The organism is Bradyrhizobium australiense (assembly GCF_013114825.1).
Lineage (GTDB): Bacteria > Pseudomonadota > Alphaproteobacteria > Rhizobiales > Xanthobacteraceae > Bradyrhizobium > Bradyrhizobium australiense.
In genome coordinates, this window is the sequence record NZ_JAAVLX010000001.1 from 346,114 (window position 1) to 363,769 (window position 17,656).

The 17,656-nt window shown below is 62.8% G+C and carries 15 protein-coding genes; 5 read left to right on the forward strand and 10 right to left on the reverse strand.

Going from position 1 to position 17,656, the window contains the following annotated elements; genetic code table 11:
* Window positions 1-2 precede the first annotated feature (2 nt).
* Complete coding sequence (locus HCN58_RS01625) at window positions 3-785, forward strand: 2-keto-4-pentenoate hydratase (protein ID WP_171577627.1); 783 nt, start codon at window positions 3-5, stop codon at window positions 783-785.
* A 130-nt stretch (window positions 786-915) separates the two neighbouring features.
* Here HCN58_RS01625 and HCN58_RS01630 read toward each other — a convergent pair whose 3' ends face one another.
* Window positions 916-1,230 carry a hypothetical protein gene (locus HCN58_RS01630; protein WP_171577628.1) on the reverse strand — a complete coding sequence of 105 codons (315 nt, stop codon included), beginning with the start codon at window positions 1,228-1,230 and terminating at the stop codon, window positions 916-918.
* Window positions 1,231-1,458: 228 nt separating this feature from the next.
* On the opposite strand from HCN58_RS01630, the gene HCN58_RS01635 reads away from it, so the two are divergent.
* The 3 genes from HCN58_RS01635 to HCN58_RS01645 all read left to right on the forward strand — a co-directional run bounded on the left by HCN58_RS01635 (window position 1,459) and on the right by HCN58_RS01645 (window position 4,200).
* Window positions 1,459-1,659: a hypothetical protein gene (locus HCN58_RS01635; RefSeq protein ID WP_171577629.1), complete on the forward strand. Its 201-nt coding sequence runs from the start codon at window positions 1,459-1,461 to the stop codon at window positions 1,657-1,659.
* 821 nt (window positions 1,660-2,480) lie between these two features.
* Window positions 2,481-2,723, forward strand: coding sequence for a hypothetical protein (locus HCN58_RS01640; RefSeq protein WP_171577630.1), 243 nt, complete (start codon window positions 2,481-2,483; stop codon window positions 2,721-2,723).
* A 427-nt stretch (window positions 2,724-3,150) separates the two neighbouring features.
* On the forward strand, window positions 3,151-4,200 hold the full coding sequence (locus tag HCN58_RS01645) for an MBL fold metallo-hydrolase (RefSeq protein WP_171577631.1): 1,050 nt from the start codon (window positions 3,151-3,153) through the stop codon (window positions 4,198-4,200).
* An 8-nt stretch (window positions 4,201-4,208) separates the two neighbouring features.
* Here HCN58_RS01645 and HCN58_RS01650 read toward each other — a convergent pair whose 3' ends face one another.
* The 7 genes from HCN58_RS01650 to HCN58_RS01680 all read right to left on the reverse strand — a co-directional run bounded on the left by HCN58_RS01650 (window position 4,209) and on the right by HCN58_RS01680 (window position 12,845).
* Window positions 4,209-5,177: an ABC transporter ATP-binding protein gene (locus HCN58_RS01650; protein WP_171577632.1), complete on the reverse strand. Its 969-nt coding sequence runs from the start codon at window positions 5,175-5,177 to the stop codon at window positions 4,209-4,211.
* The gene (locus HCN58_RS01655; protein ID WP_171577633.1) at window positions 5,174-6,166 is read right to left on the reverse strand and encodes an ABC transporter ATP-binding protein; all 993 of its coding nucleotides are present in this window, start codon (window positions 6,164-6,166) and stop codon (window positions 5,174-5,176) included. Before HCN58_RS01655 ends, HCN58_RS01650 begins: the two co-directional genes overlap by 4 nt.
* Entirely contained in the window at window positions 6,166-7,086 is a 921-nt protein-coding gene (locus HCN58_RS01660) for an ABC transporter permease (RefSeq protein ID WP_171577634.1), read from the reverse strand. The genes HCN58_RS01655 and HCN58_RS01660 overlap by 1 nt, the downstream gene beginning before the upstream one ends.
* Window positions 7,052-8,011, reverse strand: coding sequence for an ABC transporter permease (locus tag HCN58_RS01665; RefSeq protein WP_171577635.1), 960 nt, complete (start codon window positions 8,009-8,011; stop codon window positions 7,052-7,054). Before HCN58_RS01665 ends, HCN58_RS01660 begins: the two co-directional genes overlap by 35 nt.
* A gap of 26 nt (window positions 8,012-8,037) precedes the next feature.
* Window positions 8,038-9,828: a peptide ABC transporter substrate-binding protein gene (locus HCN58_RS01670; RefSeq protein ID WP_171577636.1), complete on the reverse strand. Its 1,791-nt coding sequence runs from the start codon at window positions 9,826-9,828 to the stop codon at window positions 8,038-8,040.
* Between the two features lie 259 nt (window positions 9,829-10,087).
* Window positions 10,088-11,506, reverse strand: a complete 1,419-nt coding sequence (locus HCN58_RS01675; protein WP_171577637.1) for a M20 family metallopeptidase — start codon at window positions 11,504-11,506, stop codon at window positions 10,088-10,090.
* Window positions 11,499-12,845 (reverse strand): multidrug effflux MFS transporter, encoded by a 1,347-nt coding sequence (locus HCN58_RS01680; protein ID WP_171577638.1) that lies wholly within the window; start codon window positions 12,843-12,845, stop codon window positions 11,499-11,501. Before HCN58_RS01680 ends, HCN58_RS01675 begins: the two co-directional genes overlap by 8 nt.
* A gap of 238 nt (window positions 12,846-13,083) precedes the next feature.
* Between HCN58_RS01680 and hemC the strand changes: the two genes are divergently transcribed.
* Window positions 13,084-14,070, forward strand: a complete 987-nt coding sequence (gene hemC / locus HCN58_RS01685) for a hydroxymethylbilane synthase (protein ID WP_171577984.1) — start codon at window positions 13,084-13,086, stop codon at window positions 14,068-14,070.
* Between the two features lie 158 nt (window positions 14,071-14,228).
* Here hemC and HCN58_RS01690 read toward each other — a convergent pair whose 3' ends face one another.
* The gene (locus HCN58_RS01690) at window positions 14,229-16,763 is read right to left on the reverse strand and encodes a branched-chain amino acid ABC transporter ATP-binding protein/permease (RefSeq protein ID WP_171577639.1); all 2,535 of its coding nucleotides are present in this window, start codon (window positions 16,761-16,763) and stop codon (window positions 14,229-14,231) included.
* Window positions 16,760-17,635 carry a branched-chain amino acid ABC transporter permease gene (locus HCN58_RS01695; protein WP_171577640.1) on the reverse strand — a complete coding sequence of 292 codons (876 nt, stop codon included), beginning with the start codon at window positions 17,633-17,635 and terminating at the stop codon, window positions 16,760-16,762. Before HCN58_RS01695 ends, HCN58_RS01690 begins: the two co-directional genes overlap by 4 nt.
* Window positions 17,636-17,656: the final 21 nt, after the last annotated feature.

Sequence of the window (17,656 nt, forward strand, 5' to 3'; positions counted from 1 at the left end):
TCATGGACATCGCACTTCAACGCGAACTCGCCCGCCTGCTTGCGACACGGCGCCGTGAACGACGACCGCAGAGCGGCCTCGATCAACGGCTGGTGCCGCCTGACAAGGCGACAGCCTATCGCGTCGCCGGCATGGTCGCGGAAGAACTGGGCTGGGAGGTGGTCGGCTGGAAGATCGCCGCCATGAAGGAGGCACTGCAGCGCCAGCTTCGCACGGATTCGCCGATTTATGGCCGGGTGTTCGCACCTATCGTGGAATCGCCGGCCAGTGTTGAGCACGCCAAACTCTGCAGCCCGATTCCCGAAGTAGAGTATCAAGCGCGTCTGGGGGCCGATCTGCCGCCGCGCGAAAAGCCCTACACGCTGGCTGAGGTCACCGAGGCGGTGGTGTCGCTGCATCCGGGAATCGAACTCGCCGAATGCCGCTTCGTCCACGACGCCGCGTTTCCGCCGCTGCCCGCGATCCTCGCCGACGGCGCGGGAAGCGGCACCATCGTCTGCGGGGCCGCTATCCCCGATTGGAAGACGCGCGACATCGCCGGACAGGAAGTATTGTTGAGCAGCAACGGCATGCTGCGCCGAAAGGGCACGGCCGGCGAAGCGCTCGACCATCCCATGGTGCCGCTCACCTGGCTTGCCAACGAGCTCTCGCGCACCGGCATCGGTATGAAGGCGGGACAGATTGTCAGCACGGGCACCCTGACAGGCATGTTGCGCCCAAAACCCGGCGAGACTTATGTCGCGGATTTCGGCCCGTTCGGGAGCGTCACCGCGACTTATGCGTGATCCGCGGGGGCAAGACGGAGCCTGCTCCACTGCACTATCCCCGTCATTTCAGGAATAAGCGCACTTGCGCTCGTTCCGGAGGTGACGGATCACATTGGGGAGGTCCGCGGTCGCGGCACCAGCCTCGATCTCACTTGCCCCGTTCGGGAAGATCGCCAAGAAGATTCGACAGCCTGACCGCAAGCCTTCGCAGCCGGGTATTCTCCTCGAGCAGCACCAGAAGGTTATCGGTTTCCTGCTGCCGTGCGTCATCTCCCCGAAGGCCATCGACTTCGTCCAGTAGGGGAGACAAGGCGGCGAGCAGTTCGTCGCCCTGATGCGGCGCTTCATCCGCCTGACGCGCGTCACGGCCTTCATGCAGCGGCACGACGTTGTCGCGACGTCCAGCATTCCGAAATGCATCGACGCGGGCCTGTCTGTCGCGCGGTGGATGTTCGGTACTCATGACAATTTCCTGATCACAAGGTGGCACAGTCGCCTTTCAAACGACGAGCTTTCCATTGAGTCCGGGGCAAATTTGCGTCGGAAAGGCAACGGCGAAAAGGCTCGCCGGATAGCTCGCGCGCCGTTCGAGTCACACGGCAGAGCGGATTAGGCCAAATTTTTGACGTATCGCCGTCCTTTCTGGCGTCTCGGGGTGGGCTGGGGAGCGAACCACCTTAGGGGCGTAGCGATGACGGATTTCCTGACCAATGCGGATCACTGGCGCAAGCGCGCGGAACGAACAAGGGCGTTGGCTGCGATTGCCGTCAAGGACCAGGGGCGCCTGCTCAAGGTGGCGGAAGAGTACGATCGCCTGGCGACGCTCGCCGAACGGCGGCGAAGTGCGCCGGTCCCGGCCGGTTCCTACGTTCCCGCGGGCCGGCCTGAATAAATCTTCAATCAAAAAACCGTCGTAAGAGGCGGGCATTTCCGCTTCCGCAGGCGCTTGGCTGCATCATCGCGGCGGAGAAATGCGCCGCCATACCCAGATGTGTGACCTCTAAAACACAACCGCCGAACAACGTTCAAACCATTGTGATCGCGCGATTGCAGTCGAATCAACGAATCACCTAGACGGTTAACGGGGCTGGGAAGCGGAGAGTTAGTATGAGAGTCGCTTCCTTAGAAAGTGTACTGACGGCGGCTACGCTGGTATTGGCCATCGTCATCGTGCTGTGGGGAATCAAAATTTTCCACGGCGTGTGAACAGGCGAGCTGGCGTCGAACCAGAGACCTCCGGTCAAGAAGAGGCTCGCGACAAAGGCAGAGGCAAAGGCGTCACTTCCGCGGCGGCGGAGGCCTTTTATTCCTGGTTGCCCGACGCATAGTTCGCCGGAGGCTTGTCCCTTCCGACGCGTATCGAGTTTGGTTTACGGTCTGGCGCGATTCCGCACGGGCCGCGAGAGGCATTGGTTTCAAATTCCGCATGCATTTTGGTTATTATCTGATGATCGCAGCCCTCGTTCTCATGGGGCTGGAAGTTCTTTACGCGCTCTATCAATTGTCGACGTTTCTCTAAATCGCACGCGCAGGATGCCGTTTTGCCCCGCGCGGGCTGTACGACTTGCCGCAATCACGCCGCTTTAGCGCCGGGGTCGTCTCCGCACGATTCCAATTTTAGTCGCAAATTTGCCTGCCGACTCACCTCATTCTCCGCGCGCGAGACAAGGTGACTGGGGGCACGTTCCGCTTTTTAAAATTGGAGTATCAATCATGCGAGTAGACCATCCGCAGCTTAATAAGCGAGACCGCCGCGCTGAACCTACATTTTGGGTTGAGGAACCGACCGACGACGCTCTTTCACTGCTTGAGAATGCCCTTCGCGGCGACGAGCCCGCCCTTCGTCGCAACGAGCAGGCTGACGAAGCCCACGCGCTGATCGAGGAGAATGCAAGGCTTCGGGAGCTTTTGTCCCAGCTCTCGGACCTGATCCGCAAAAACGGTGTTCAAAGGTGATTGCTCAATAATTTACTCTGTCAGCTGTCTTGAGTGCCCGGCGACTGCAAGCCCTCGTGGACGAACAAGGCAGCTGACTTCTGCAATTGCTCCGGAACGGAGGGACCGCTTCCGGGCAACGGCGCTCGATTTGTTGAGAAGCATGCATTGCGATTGAAAGGGCGCGGCGTCGTTCAACCTCGGCGTCATCATTTTGAAGAGTGACGCTTCCGGAAACAAAGCGTATCTTTGCCGGATGCTGATCAGCGGCCACAACGCGCTGAGCACAAACTCGCGAATGGTGCGGGAACGGCGAGCAGCTGTCCACACAAGCCAGTGGTGAAGCAACATATAGTTCGCGCTGCGCCGAGCCAGCGCAGGAGCCCAATCGCGAAATCGCGCAAGCTGCGACAAGAAATGGCGGTGTTCTCGAAGAGGAGGAACTTCCATGAAATTTCGCGCAACATTGTTCTTTGCGGCGGCACTCGCCGGCGTCGCTGCCATAATTGCCCCTGCTGGAATGGCCGTGGCCGAGCCAAACAGCCGTATCACGATCCTCTATGACGCTTTCGGCACCGATGCCGCGATGAAAAAGGATTGGGGCTTCTCCGCCCTCGTGGAGCTGGCCGGCAAGCGTATCCTGTTTGATACCGGCAATGATCCGGACATCTTCGCAGCTAACGTCAAAGCCAAGAACATTGATCTTACCAGTATCGATTTCGTCGTGCTGTCGCATCGCCACTCCGACCACATGGCTGGCCTGAGCTATGTTCTGAGCGTGAACCCAACCGTGAAGATCTACGCACCTAAGGAAGGATTCGGCATTTTCGGCTCGTGGCTGCCATCGAGCTTCTACCGAAAGGACGAAACCTTGCCGCCACAGATGCGCTACTATGACGGCAAGCCGCCCGAAGTGATGAAATTCGGCACTGCATGGCAGGGAGCCAACATCGAGGCGATAGATAAGACGACGGAAATCGCCCCGGGCATTACGCTGATAGCACTTGTGTCCGATGCGCCCGGCACGAGGGAGCTCAAAGAATTGTCGCTGGCCGTCAACACCCCGGAAGGTATGGTGCTCGTCGTCGGTTGCGCGCATCCGGGGATCGAAAAGATCGTCGAGACTGCGGCGGCCATCAATCCCAAAATTCGCTTGATCGCCGGCGGATTCCATCTCGTCGTTGCATCGGACGAAGTCATTGGCAAGGCCGTGGCAGCGCTCAAGGACACGTTCAAGGTAGAGATCATCGCACCTGGCCACTGCACAGGTGAGCCGACCTTCACTGCGTTGAAGCGGGCTTTCGGCGACCGATACCTTTACGCGGGGGTTGGCACCTCGTTGCGGTTGGGACCAAGCACGGGCTCTGTCGGACGACGTGGTGAGGGGCCGGTGTTCCAAGAAGACGACCTGACCACCTACCGAAAGCTAGCCGGCCGCGAAGATCCCTTTGGCATCATGAAGGCGCGGGCTCTGCGATCAAAGCTTTCGCAGCTCTGAAGACAGTATCAGCTCAGATGACAGGCGACGAAATGCCCGTCGCTGCCTTGCTTCAATTCGGGCGCGCTCTCCCGGCAGCGGGGCTCGGCGATCGGGCAGCGGGTGTGGAAATGGCAGCCGCGCGGTGGGTCCATCGGGCTTGGCACGTCGCCCTGCAACCTGATCCGCTTGCGCTTGACCTTCGGATCCGGCACCGGCACAGCAGAAAGCAGCGCCTGCGTATAGGGGTGTCGGGGATTGCGGTAGAGGTCGCTCGCGCTCGCCAGCTCGACGATGCGGCCGAGATACATCACCGCGACGCGGTTGGAAATGTGCTCGACCACGGAGAGATCGTGGGCGACGAACAAATAGGTGAGGTTCAGCTCCGCCTGCAGGTCTTCCAATAGATTGATCACCTGCGCCTGAATGGAAACGTCAAGCGCGGAAACCGGCTCGTCGCACACGATGAACTTCGGCTCCACCGCGAGCGCCCGCGCGATCACGATGCGCTGGCGCTGGCCGCCGGAAAATTCGTGCGGGTAGCGGCGCATGTGCTCGGCCTTCAACCCGACCTTAACCAGCAGGCTCGCCACCCGGTCCTCCCGTTCGCTTGCCGAGGAGGCGAGCTCGTGGATGGTGAAAGCTTCGCCGAGGATCGCGCCGACGGTCATCCGCGGATTGAGCGAGGCAAACGGGTCCTGAAAGACAATCTGCATGTTGCGCCGCATGGCGCGCAGGTCGCCGCCGGAAAGGCCCCGCACGTCGTGTCCGTCGAACACGATCTCGCCTTCGCTGGGTTCGACCAGGCGCAGCACGCAGCGCGCGGTGGTGGATTTGCCGCAACCGGACTCGCCGACCAGCCCGAGCGTTTCGCCGCGATTGACCGCAAAGGACACGCCGTCCACCGCATGCACGCGGCCGACCTCGCGCGACAGGAGTCCGCCCTTGACGGGAAAATGCTTCTTCAGGCCGGTGACGCGCAGCAGGGGTTCGCTCATGGTGTCACTCCTTGCTTCTCTCCAAGGTGACACGCCATGCGATGGCCCGGTGCGATCTCGCGCAGAGCCGGTTCCTTTTCGGCGCAAAGACCAAACGCGTAGCGGCAGCGCGGCGCGAAGCGGCAGCCGGGGGCGGGATCGATCAGGATCGGCACCGAGCCGCCGATCGCCTCCAGCCGGGTCTTGTGCGCGCTGTCGAGATCAATGCGCGGGATCGAGCGGATCAGGCCCTGCGTGTAGGGATGGCGCGGACTTTCGAACAGGCTGTCGACATCGGCCTCTTCGACCACCTTGCCGGCATACATGACGACGACCCGCTGCGCGGTTTCGGCCACCACGCCCATGGCGTGGGTGATCAGCATCACCGCCATGCCGAAGCGTTCCTTCATGTCCTGCAACAAATCGAGGATTTGCGCCTGGATGGTCACGTCGAGTGCGGTGGTCGGCTCGTCGGCGATGACGAGCTTGGGCTTGCAGGCGAGCGCCATCGCGATCATGACGCGCTGGCGCATGCCGCCTGAGAACTGGTGCGGGTAATCATGGACGCGGGCTTCCGCGTTGGGGATCTGCACCAGCTTGAACATCTCGACCGTACGGGCGAGCGCGTCCTTGTTCGACAGGCCCTCGTGGCGGCGCAGGCTCTCGGCGACCTGTTCGCCGACTGATAGCACCGGGTTGAGCGAGGTCATCGGCTCCTGGAAGATGAAGCCGATATCCTTGGCCCTGATGTCATCGAGTTCGCGGCTGGCGAGCGGCACGAGGTCGCGGCCCTCGAACAGGATCTGGCCCTGGACGATACGGCCGGGAGGCATCGCGATCAGCTTCAGGATCGACATCGCGGTGACGGTCTTGCCGCAGCCGGACTCGCCGACCACGCATAGCGTCTCGCCCTTGTTGAGCGTGATGTCGATGCCGTCGACCGCCCTCAGCATGCCGTCGTCGGTGGCGAAGTGGGTTTTCAGGCCCTTGATTTCGAGCAATGGGGCCATCAGATCACCCGCCGCGCGTCGAGCGCGTCGCGCAGGCCGTCGCCGATGAAATTGATCGCGACGACCGCGATGAAGATGGCGCCGCCCGGAAACAGCGCCCAATGCGCGGCGATGTCGAGATAGTCCTTGGCGTCAAACAGCAGCCGCCCCCAGGTCGGCGTATCCGGCGGAAAGCCGAGGCCGAGAAAAGAAAGTGTCGACTCCGCGATAATGGCGGCGGCGACGTCGATGGTGCCGGCGATGATCACCGGTCCCACCGCATTGGGCAGGATGTGCCGCACCACCTGGCGCACGGGGCTGGCGCCGAGCGCGCGGGCGGCCTCGACGAACTCCTTTTCGCGCAGCGAGAGGAACTGCGCGCGCACCAGGCGGGCAACCGGCATCCAGCGCAGGCCGCCGATCACAAGCACGATGAGGATGAAAATGCCGCCCTCGGGGCCGAACAACGATTTAAGGCCGTCGCGGAACAGGTAGATGAGCAGAAGCAGCAGCGGCAATTGCGGCAGCGAGAGGAAGAGGTCGGTCAGCCACATCAGCGCGTGGCCGAGCGCGCCGCGCGACATGCCGGCGAGTGCGCCGATCAACGTGCCGACAATCACGGAAACCGCCATTGCGGCGAGGCCGACTGCGAGCGAGATACGTCCGCCATAGATCATGCGGGCGAGAATATCCTGCCCGAGATCGTCGGTGCCGAAGGGATGGGCGAGCGAGGGACCCTCGAGGCGCGCGGTGAAATCGATGTCGTTGATGGCGATGCGCCAAACGAAGGGACCGAGCACCACTGCGGCTGCGAGACCAATCAGCAGCACGGCGCTGACCACGGCGAGCTTGTGCCGCCGGTAGCGCCGCCAGGTCTCGCGCCAGGGTGAATAGGGAAGCCGCCGCTCAGCGGAAGGAGATGCGAGGGTCAAGCCAGCCATAGAGGACATCCGCGATCAGGTTGAAGAGCACCACAAGGCAGGCAAAGACGAAGGTAACCGCCATCACGACCGGCGTGTCGTTGGAGAGAATGGAGGAAATCAGCAGCGAGCCGATGCCCGGAATCCTGAATATCTGCTCGGTGACGATGGCGCCGCCGAACACCGCCGGCATCTGCAGCGCGATCAGTGTGACGACCGGGATCATGGCGTTGCGCATCGCATGCTTGACGATCACCCTGGCTTGGCCGATGCCTTTGGCGCGCGCGGTGGTGACGTAGTCGAGGCGGATCACGTCCAGCATGGCCGAGCGCACGAAGCGGGTCATGGAGGCCGCCTGGAACAGCCCGAGCACCATCACCGGCATGATGGCCTGCCTTATCTGCTCGAACAGCCAGCGTATGCCGGTCCCCTTGACATCGGTCGAATAGACAAAGGGCAGCCAATCCAGCGTCACCGAAAAGATCAGGATGAACAACAGCCCGGTAAAGAAGGTCGGCAGCGAAAAGCCGATGAAGGCGAGGGTGTTGGCGATCTGGTCGAAGATCGAGTACGGCCTGGTGGCGGCATAAACCCCGACCGGAATCGCAATCGCGAGCGCCAGCAGTTGAGCCGATCCGATCACGTAGAGCGTGGTTGGCAGGCGCTGCAGGATCAGCGTGTCGACGTTCATCCGGCTGACAAACGAAAAGCCCCAGTCGCCCTGCACCATGGCGGCGAGCCAGCGGAAGTAGCGAAGATAAACCGGATCGTCGAGGCCGAACTTGGCCCGAAGCGCGAGCGCGACCTCGGGCGGCACGTTCGGATTGGTCGCGAGTTCCGCGAAGGGATCGCCCGGTGCAAGTGCCAGTACGGTGTACAGGACCACCGAAATGCCGAGCAGGCTCGGCACGGCAATCAGCAAGCGACGCAGGATATACTGCCGCATGAGGATCAATCCGCCTATGCCGGCTCTCAGGCCTCTCGATACCAGTCCTGGAGATTGTCGGTGTCATTGGTCCAGCCGCTGAGCGCCGGACGTAGCGAGTTGGCGGCCGCGCCGACTTTCAGGCGGTGCATCACCGCGATGACGACCGTGTCCTGCCACATGATGTCGTTGGCCTTGATATAGAACGCAGCCCGCTTGACCGGATCGATTTCCGCCTCGGCCGCGTCGATCGCAGCATCGAAGTCCTTGTTGACCCAGCGCGGGAAGTTCCGGCCCTGCCACTTGTTCTCCTTGGTGGCCACGAACCGCGAATGAAAGCGCCGCATGTGCTGCGCCGGGTCGGGCTGGGTCATCGGGGTCTGGAACATCTCGATGTCGGCATAGAATTTGGAATAGGTATCGGGGTTGGCGACGTCAGAGGAGAAGAACACCGAGGCCACGACCGATTTCAATTCGATATCGATCCCGGCCTTCTGACAGGCCTGCTTGATAATGGCCTGGGTCTTCTGGCGCGGGCCGTTGATCGAGGTCTGGTAAACGATCTTCAGCCTTTTTCCATCTTTCTCGCGGATGCCATCCGCGCCTGCCTTCCATCCGGCCTCCTCCAGCAGCTTTGCCGCTTTCTCGATGCTGAACTCCCATTTCGTGTTCTTGGACACGAACTGTGCAGGTCCGTTGAGGTAATTGGCTGAGGTGCGTCCGGCGCGGCCGTAAATGTGCTTCTGAATGGCATCGCGGTCGACGAGCAGCGCCAGCGCCTTGCGCACGGCCGGATCGGAGAATAACGGATGCTTGGTCTTCATCGAGGACCGTTCGCCATCAATCTCGGTGTTGGGATCGGTGAAATTCAGCGCAATAAATTCGATATCGCCGCCGGTCGAGTAGACGGTCTTGCCCTTGCCGCCCTTCTCCAGGCGCAGCAGGACTTCGTCTTCCACCTGCATGTTCCAGGCATAGTCATATTCGCCGGTCTGAATCACCGCGCGCGCCGCCGAGACGGCGTCGCCGCCGCCCTTGATTTCGATGGTGTCGAAGTGGGGACGGTTCGGCATGTGGTAGTCGGGATTGATTTCGCCGCGCACGAGATCGCCGGGCTTGAATTCAACGAATTTATACGGACCGGTGCCGACCGGCTTCAGATTGTTCGGGGCGTCGCGGGATTTATCGCCCTTGTAGTCCGCGAACAGATGTTTGGGCAGGATGCAGCCGACCACCGCGACAAAGGCGTCGGCCCAGAATGGGGTAGGATTCTTGAACAGGATCCGGACCGTGAGGTCATTGACCTTTTCGACGGAGATGTCCTGGTAAACGCCGATTGTCAGCGCCGCGGTCGCAGGATCGCGGGCGTATTCCCAGTTGAACACGACGTCATCGGCCGTGAAGGGCTTGCCGTCGTGCCATTTGACGCCGGGCTTGAGCTTCCATGTCACCGACTTGCCGTCGGCAGCGAGACCGCCATTCTGGATCGACGGAATTTCGGCTGCAAGGATCGGATTGAGATTGCCGTCCGCGTCCCAACTGGCGAGCGGTTCATAGAACGGACGCGAGCCGTCCTGGTCCTTGGTGCCGGTGGCGAAGTGCGGATTGAGCAAGGTCGGCCCTTGCCACCACAGCAGTTTCAACGGGCCACCGCCGCCGCGTTTGGTCGGTTTATAGGGGGCGGGGCTCTGGGCCATGGCAACGCCACCGACGGCGAGAAGCTGCGTCGCCATCGGCGCGGTGAGTCCAAGGGCGATCATGCGCTGAACGAAGGCGCGGCGATCCATGCGCCCGTCCTTCACCCCGTCGATCATGGTTTTGAGTTCAGTGTCCAGCATTGTCGTCCCCAAAGGTTGCGCAGCGCCGCGGGCGGCACCTTGTGTCCCTTGGTAAGATGGCACACCAAATACCCCTGAGGTCAACGTCCAGGGTGCCACAGTCCCTTCGAAGCAAGCGGCTTCTGATTTCTACTTGGGCAGAGCCCGCGCTGCGGCGCACACGGTTTCGGCAATCCGGCGCGTTTCATGCTCCAAACGCGGCCCGAATTGCAAAAAGTTTGTTCGTCAGATCAGTCCCGCGAAACAGGGACGGCTTCGCTCAGGTCAGCGACATGTCCAGGGGCGGCCCAACGCTGTCCGGCAGCGGGCAGACATAAGGGGTGCGGGTGGTGCGCCTCTTCAGGTCGGCCCTGGCGGCGGCGATCAGCTCCGGTTCCGTCAGCGCCCGGACGCCGAGCCCCGCCATCGCCTTGGCGGCCTGCACCATGGCCTTGTGGGCGTGTGGGCTCTTGCCCTGCGCCACCACCTGCCAGGTATGCAAGGGGGTGCCAATGGCAATGGTCGGGGCGTGAACCTGGACCGTCGGCACGACCCAGCTCACATCGCCGACATCGGTCGAGCCGATCAGCGGGTTGCGGTTGGCGTCCAGCGGCACGATGAAATCGGCCAGCGGCCGGTCGGTCGGCTCCATGCCGATCGTATGATAGACGGTGGCAATATCCTTCTCGGTCAGCGTCGCGCGGATTTTTTGCGCGAAATCCTTGTCGGCATCGTCGAAATGCGGAGGGCCGAGTTCCTCCATGATGCCGTGAAGGGCCTGTTCGAGCGGGGTGTTGGGCAGCAAATTGGAGACGGCGGAAATGATCCGCATCTCAACACTCGTTTCGGTCATCAGCGCCGCGCCCTGCGCGATCTTGCGGACGCGCTCCACCAGTTCGTTCATCCCGGGCAGGTCGCGCGCGCGGATCGAATAGCGCACGCGCGCATGGGCCTGCACCACGTTGGGGGCGATGCCGCCGGTATCGAGCAGGGCATAATGTACACGCGCATCGCTCGGCATGTGCTCGCGCATGTAGTTGACGCCGACATTCATCAGCTCGACCGCATCCAGCGCGCTGCGGCCGAGATGCGGCGAGGCCGCGGCATGCGAGGTGCGTCCGGTGAAGATGAAATCGGCGCGGGTGTTGGCGAGCGAGGGGGTCACCACAACCTCCCAGAAGCTGTGGGGATGCCAGGTGATCGCGATGTCGGCGTCATCGAAGGCGCCCGATCGGACCATGAAGGTCTTCGCAGCGCCGCCTTCCTCCGCGGGGCAACCGTAATAGCGCACGCGCCCCGGCACCTTGTGTTCGGCGAGCCAATCCTTCACGGCAGTGGCCGCGAGCAGGGCGGCGGAGCCGAGCAGATTGTGGCCGCAGCCATGGCCATGGCCGCCTGTTTCCAGCGGCCGAGGCTCGGCGACGCCAGCCTCCTGGCTGAGGCCGGGCAGGGCGTCATATTCACCTAGGAAGGCGATCACGGGTCCGCCTTCGCCCCATTCGCCCATCACGGCGGTGGGAATGCCTGCGACCTTCTCGGTGACGCGAAAACCCTGATGACGCAGCTCGGCGAGATGCTCGGCGCAAGAACGCGCTTCGGTGTAGCAAACTTCAGGCATCGCCCAGACCCGGTCGCTCAAGTCTAGGAAGCGCGGCTTGATGGTGTCGACGCCACGCCAGATGCTACTGCGGTTATCCATGTTCCAATTCCCGATACTGAAGGCGGTGCGAGTAATTGCTATCAGCTTCGCCAGATGACGCCCAGCGCAGGGCAGGCTCTGCCATGCTCATCACACCTTCACGCCGTTGTGGCCTGAACAGCCGGCCTTTCTCCACCACCAGCACCACGGCGAGGGCGGCCAGCGTGCAGAGCAGGAAGCCGGTCGCGAACGGCACCAGCGTGCCGTCGTAATCCTGGCCGATGGTGGCGCCGACGCCGATGCCGAGCAGGGTGGTGATCGATCCGTACAGCGAGGCGGCAGTACCGGCGATGTGGCCCTGCGGCTCCATCGCAAGCGCGGTGAAATTGGCGATCATCAACCCGAACGCAAACATCATCGATACCGAAAGCACCATGAACAGCGGCAAGGGCAGCATCTGCAATTGCGCGGCCGCCAGCATGGTCGCGGCGATGACCACGAAGCCGATCAGCGCAGCGTGGGAGATCACGCGCATGCCGAGGCGGCCGACGAGGCGGGAATTGACGAAGCCGGCGATGGCGGTTCCGACGGCGACGCCCGCAAACGCAATCGGAAAATAATGCCCGAGCCGGTAGGTGCCGGTGAACACCTGCTGCGCGATGAAGACGTAGGCGAACAGCGAGCCCAATACGCCTCCGGCCACCAGTGCATAACCCAGCGTCTGGCGATTGGTCACGGTCTGGCGGAATGCATCAAGCACCTCGCCGACGGCGAGCGATCTGCGATTGGCCACCGGCAACGTCTCCGGCATCCGAAGCGCGCTCCAGATCAGCGCCACCACGCCATACAGCATCAAAGCAATGAAGATGCCGCGCCATTGCGTTAGCAGCAGCACGGCCTGGCCGAAGGCCGGCGCGACGACAGGCACGGCAATGAATATCATCATCGCCAGCGACATCACGCTCGCCATGCGCCGCCCGGCATAGCAGTCGCGCACGATCGAGGTTGCGATCACACGCGTGGCCGAGGTGCTGAGGCCCTGCAGCGCGCGTGCCAGCAGCAGCGTTTCGAACGAGGGGGCTGCGATCGCGAGCAGGCCGGCAGCGCAATAAACAGCCATGCCACCGAGCAAAACAGGCCGCCGGCCAAACCGGTCGGACAGCGGCCCCATCACGAACTGGCCGACGCCGAAGCCGACCAAGAAGATCGACAGCACCATCTGCGGCCGGTTGGCCGAGGTGATGTGGAAGGCGGACGCGATGTCCGGCAGCGCCGGCAGCATCATGTCCATCGCGAGCGGATTCAGCGCCATGATCGACGCGATCACGATGACGAATTCGGGAAAGCCCATCGGGCGGTGGCCTGAAGCGGCCAAGGCATCGGCACTGGTATCGGACAACGAAAAAACCCTCTTGCGGAGCGCAATCTATTCGTGGTGCTGCGGCGCACAATCTGCGTTTTGGAATAGCAGCCCGGCAGCATCGGAGCCGGTAGGCACGATTTGCACACACAGGCGGCAAACGCGTTCCGCTGCCGGCCAAAGTCATTGTTCTGGTGGGCCGCTTGTTCTATCCCGTACGGCTGGAAACGACAGCCGTGGATCGCGTTCAAACGGAGACCTTGTGTCAGGACAAATTTTGAAGATCGGCACGCGCAAGAGCGCGATGGCGCTGGCGCAGACGGAAGCGATTGCGCGGCTGTTGCGCGTGGCCGATCCCACGCTCGATGTCGAGATCGTCAAGTTCGAAACCCGCGGCGACCAGGACCAGACCAGCAAGCTGCTGCGCCATGGCGGCAAGGGCGGGGCCTTCGTCGCTGAAATTCGCGAGGCGATGCGCGGCGGAGAACTGCAGGCGGCGATGCATTCGCTCAAGGACGTTCCCGGCAACGAGGAGACGCCGGACCTGATCATCGCCGCGACCCTGCCGCGCGATGCCGCCAATGACGCACTCGTGCTGCGTCCGGGGCTTTCGCTGGATGTGTTTCGCGCATCGAGTGGAAAGGGGTTCAAGATCGGCACCAATGCGGTGCGCCGCGCCGCCTATCTGCGCCGGTTGTTCCCCGAGGCGACCGTCATTCACTTCCGCGGCGCGGCCGACAGCCGCGTGGCAAAACTCGATCGCGGCGACAAGCAGCGGCTTCCCGACGGCGGCGAGGTGGGGCCTGCGGATGCGCTGGTGATGGCGCGATCGGGGCTCGAGCGCATCGGCATGGCTCCACGTATCGTCCATGATTTTTCCGTGCGCGAGATGCTGCCGGCGGTAGGGCAGGGAATCGTCGCGGTGGAATGCGTCGAGAAGGATTGGGTTACGCGCGGCCGTCTGGCGAAGATTGAGGATGTGCAGTCACGGCTCTGCGCGGAAGCCGAGCGCGAGGTGCTGTGGGTGCTGAACGGCCACTGCAACTCGCCGATTGCCGGCCATGCGACGTTGGCGGGTAATGAGATGACACTGACCGCTGCGGTGCTGGATGAAGCTGGCGACCGCTTCATCGAGGTTTCACTGCAGGGCGCGGCAGATCGCCCCCGCGAACTCGGCCGTGCGGTCGGTCTCGATCTGCTCGACAAGGGCGCCGCCGAGATCATCGCGCGCACGCGGCCGGAGGAGGATTCGCTTCTCGCGTGAGGGACGTTCCCCGGATGTTGCGCAGCGCGCCTTTGATCTGAACAGGTCCAGCCCGCGTCAGAGCTGTCATTGCGAGCGCAGCGAAGCAATCTATATCAACGCTTGCGAAGACATGGATTGCTTCGTCGCTACGCTCCTCGCAATGACGGAGGTGAGTGTTACAGCCACAAAATCTTCTTCCTGTATTCGAGGTCGGTTAGCAGCGGCTTTGCCGGTCCCTGGTGAAACACCGCGCCGCGCTCCAGCGCGAAGACGCGGTCGGCGAGCGCCAGCACCAGATCGAGATTATGTTCGACGATCACGATGGAGATGTGCTGCCGCAGCCGGTCAAACACCTTGAACAGCTCGACGATTACCGCCGGCGCCAGTCCCTCGAAGGGCTCGTCGAGCAGCAGGAGTTTTACGTTCCCCGACATCGCGCGGGCGACCGCTACCATTTGCTGCTCGCCGCCTGAGAGATAATCCGCTGCGACGTCCATGCGCTCTCGCAGGCGCGGGAAATAGTCGAGGATCTGCGCCTCGTCCCACACCACGCCGTTGCTGCCGTCGGTCTTGCGGGCGAGTCGGCCTAGCGAGAGATTTTCCCGCACCGTCATCCCGGCGAACAGGCCGCGGCCCTGCGGCACATAGCCGATGCCGGCCCGTGCAATGTCGGGCGCGGGCAGGCGGGAGATGTCCATGCCGGCATATTCGACCGCGCCCGAGGACAGCGGCACCAGGCCTGCGAGCGTCTTCAGCAGCGTGGATTTCCCGGCGCCATTGCGGCCGAGCAGGGCAACGATCTCGCGCTCGCGCACATCGAACGTGGCGGCGTGCAGGATATGGCTCTTGCCGTAGAACGTATTGACGCGCTCGAAGCGCAGGATCGGCACTGTGCCCTCGCGGGCCTGCTCGCTCGTGATGTGCTCGACCTCGGGAACTCCGGTGCCGGTGTAGATCTCCTGCACTTTGCGGTCGGCGCGCACCGCCTCGGGCGTGCCGGTCATCAGCACTTCGCCCTGGTTCATCACGGTGACAGTGCGGGAGAAGCCGAGCACGCGGTCGATGTCGTGCTCGACGATCAGGACAGGAATGTTGGCGGCGATGTTCTTGACGAGGTTGGAGACGCGCTCGCGCTCGGCGGCGGCAAGCCCGGCGAGCGGCTCGTCCAGCAGCAGCACCTGCGGCTTGGAGCCGAGCGCGATGCCGAGATCGACCAGCCGCTGCCCGCCATACGAGAGCTCGCCGCCTTCGATTGTCTCGATGCCTTCAAGGCCGAGGAATTTGATCAGCTCCGCGGTCTCGGCGTGGATATCCCTGTAATGGTCGATGTCGCGCCATAGGTTGAAGCGACCGGAGTTCTGCGCCTGCAACGACAGGCGGAGATTTTCGTAGATCGAAAGGCCCTTGAACAGGTTGGTGATCTGGAACGAACGCGCGAGCCCCCGATGACAGATCAGGTCCGACGGCACGCCCTGGATCTCGCGGCCGTTCAGCTTGATGGTGCCGCTGTCGGTCGGATAAAGGCCGGAGACCAGATTGAACAGCGTGGTCTTTCCGGCGCCGTTCGGCCCGATCAATGCGTGGATTTCGCCGGCGCCGACCTGCAGGCTCGCGTCGGTCACGGCGCGGATGCCGCCAAAGCTCTTCGAGACGCCGTGCACGTCGAGCACGGTGCCCTCGAGCGCTTTCGGCCGCAGGAACGCCGGCAGCGACAGGCCCTCGTAGATTTTTCGCCTGCTCATCGCGGCGGTTTCTTCCGGCGGCGGCCACCGGCGTTTTGAAATTGTTGCCCAGATGCCGACGAGGCCGCCCGGCGAGTACAGCACGAACGCGACGAAGACGAGGCCGAACCACAGCAGCCAGTTCGGCGTCCAGATCGAAAACAGTTCGCGAAACAGAATGAAGAACAGCGCGCCGATCGCCGGCCCCAGCATGCTGCGCATGCCGCCGATCACCACGATGGCGAGCAGTTCGCCGGAGAACGGTACCGAGACAGCTTCAGCTGACACAAGGTAATTCTGGAATCCGATCAGCCCGCCGGCGAAGCCGGTCACGACCGCCGAGATCACGAAGATCCCAAGCTTATAGCGCTCGACCGGATAGCCCTGAAACCTCGCACGCAACTGGTTCTCGCGGATCGCCATCAGCACATGGCCGAACGGCGAGCGGACCAGCCGCAAGAGAAGATAGAGCACGCCGAGGCAGAGCACGGAGACGACGACGTAATAGTTCAGCGCGTTGTCGAGGCTGAACGGGCCGAGATGGCCGCGTTTCAGGCCGCCGAGGCCGTCCTCGCCGCCGGTCACTGCGGTCCAGCGGAACGCGATGGTGTAGGTCAGCGCCGACAGTGCCAGCGTCAGCAGCGAGAAATAGACGCCGCGCCGGCGCAGGATGATGAAGCCGACGAAGGTGGCGATGACAGCGACGACGATGGCGGCAAGCAGCAGCGGCAGGAAGATGTCGCCACCGAACCAGTTGCGCTGGATCAGCCCCGCCGCATAAGCGCCGATACCGAACCAGGCGCCGTGGCCGAACGATACTAGCCCGGTATAGCCGATGCAGAGGTTGAGCCCCATCGCGGCAATCGCAAGCGCGACCACCACGGTGCCGGTGTTGAGCGAGAGGCCGAGCAGATAGAGGCCGAAGGGAAGCGCGATCACGGCGAGCGTGGCCGATAGCAACGGACGATATTTGGCGGCGATCGTGATCATTCGAACTTCTCGATACGTTCGCCGAGCAGGCCGCGGGGCCGCACCATGAGCACCAGGAACATCAGCACGTAGATCGAGGCCTCGCCGGCAGCCGGCGCGAAGTGAATGGTGATGCCCCTGACGACTCCGACGAGCAGGGCCGCAATCACCACGCCCCAAAAACTGCCGAGGCCGCCGATCACGACCACGACAAAGGCGACCGTGATGATCTCGGCGCCCATCGCAGGATGCACGATCGTGATCGGGGCAAAGAACGCACCGCCGAGCGCGGCCATGCCGACGCCGAGCATGACGATCGCGGTCATGTGAGGCTGTAGCCTGATGCCGAGTGCGGCGACCATGTCCGGCCGCTGGATGCCGGCGCGTACCACGCGGCCGAAGGACGTCTTGTGCAGCAGCAGCCAGACGCCGATCAGCACCGCGGCGACGACGGCGAGGATGAGCAGGCGATAGCGCGAGAACAGGAAGTCGCCGAGAAATACCGAACCGCGAAATTCTTGCGGGATCGCCGCCGAGATCGGCGGCGCGCCCCAGATAATGCGGATCGCCTGTTCGGTGACCATGGCGAGGCCGAACGTCACCAGCAAACTGAGAATCGGATCGGCGTCGTAGAACCTTCGCAGGATGAACCGCTCAAACAGAATGCCGAGCAGCGCGACCGCGACCGGCGACAGCACCACCGCCGAGCCGAAGCCGAGATATCTCGTGATCTCGACGGAGATGTAGGCGCCCAGCGCGTAGAATGCGCCATGCGCGAGGTTGACGATGCCGCCGACGCTGAAGATCAGCGACAGGCCGAGCGCAATCAGGAGGTAATAGCCTCCGAGCACCAGGCCATTCACTACCTGTTCAAGCAAGAATCCGAACTGCATGTGCGATCCGCGGAGCTTAAA

Coding starts and splice junctions, on each gene's coding strand:
- HCN58_RS01635 (WP_171577629.1), top strand. CDS start 1,459: ATGACGGATTTCCTGACCAATGCGGATCACTGGCGCAAGCGCGCGGAA.
- HCN58_RS01665 (WP_171577635.1), bottom strand. CDS start 8,011: ATGCGGCAGTATATCCTGCGTCGCTTGCTGATTGCCGTGCCGAGCCTG.
- HCN58_RS01650 (WP_171577632.1), bottom strand. CDS start 5,177: ATGAGCGAACCCCTGCTGCGCGTCACCGGCCTGAAGAAGCATTTTCCC.
- HCN58_RS01640 (WP_171577630.1), top strand. CDS start 2,481: ATGCGAGTAGACCATCCGCAGCTTAATAAGCGAGACCGCCGCGCTGAA.
- HCN58_RS01675 (WP_171577637.1), bottom strand. CDS start 11,506: ATGGATAACCGCAGTAGCATCTGGCGTGGCGTCGACACCATCAAGCCG.
- HCN58_RS01625 (WP_171577627.1), top strand. CDS start 3: ATGGACATCGCACTTCAACGCGAACTCGCCCGCCTGCTTGCGACACGG.
- HCN58_RS01645 (WP_171577631.1), top strand. CDS start 3,151: ATGAAATTTCGCGCAACATTGTTCTTTGCGGCGGCACTCGCCGGCGTC.
- HCN58_RS01670 (WP_171577636.1), bottom strand. CDS start 9,828: ATGCTGGACACTGAACTCAAAACCATGATCGACGGGGTGAAGGACGGG.
- HCN58_RS01630 (WP_171577628.1), bottom strand. CDS start 1,230: ATGAGTACCGAACATCCACCGCGCGACAGACAGGCCCGCGTCGATGCA.
- HCN58_RS01690 (WP_171577639.1), bottom strand. CDS start 16,763: ATGATCACGATCGCCGCCAAATATCGTCCGTTGCTATCGGCCACGCTC.
- HCN58_RS01695 (WP_171577640.1), bottom strand. CDS start 17,635: ATGCAGTTCGGATTCTTGCTTGAACAGGTAGTGAATGGCCTGGTGCTC.
- HCN58_RS01660 (WP_171577634.1), bottom strand. CDS start 7,086: ATGGCTGGCTTGACCCTCGCATCTCCTTCCGCTGAGCGGCGGCTTCCC.
- HCN58_RS01655 (WP_171577633.1), bottom strand. CDS start 6,166: ATGGCCCCATTGCTCGAAATCAAGGGCCTGAAAACCCACTTCGCCACC.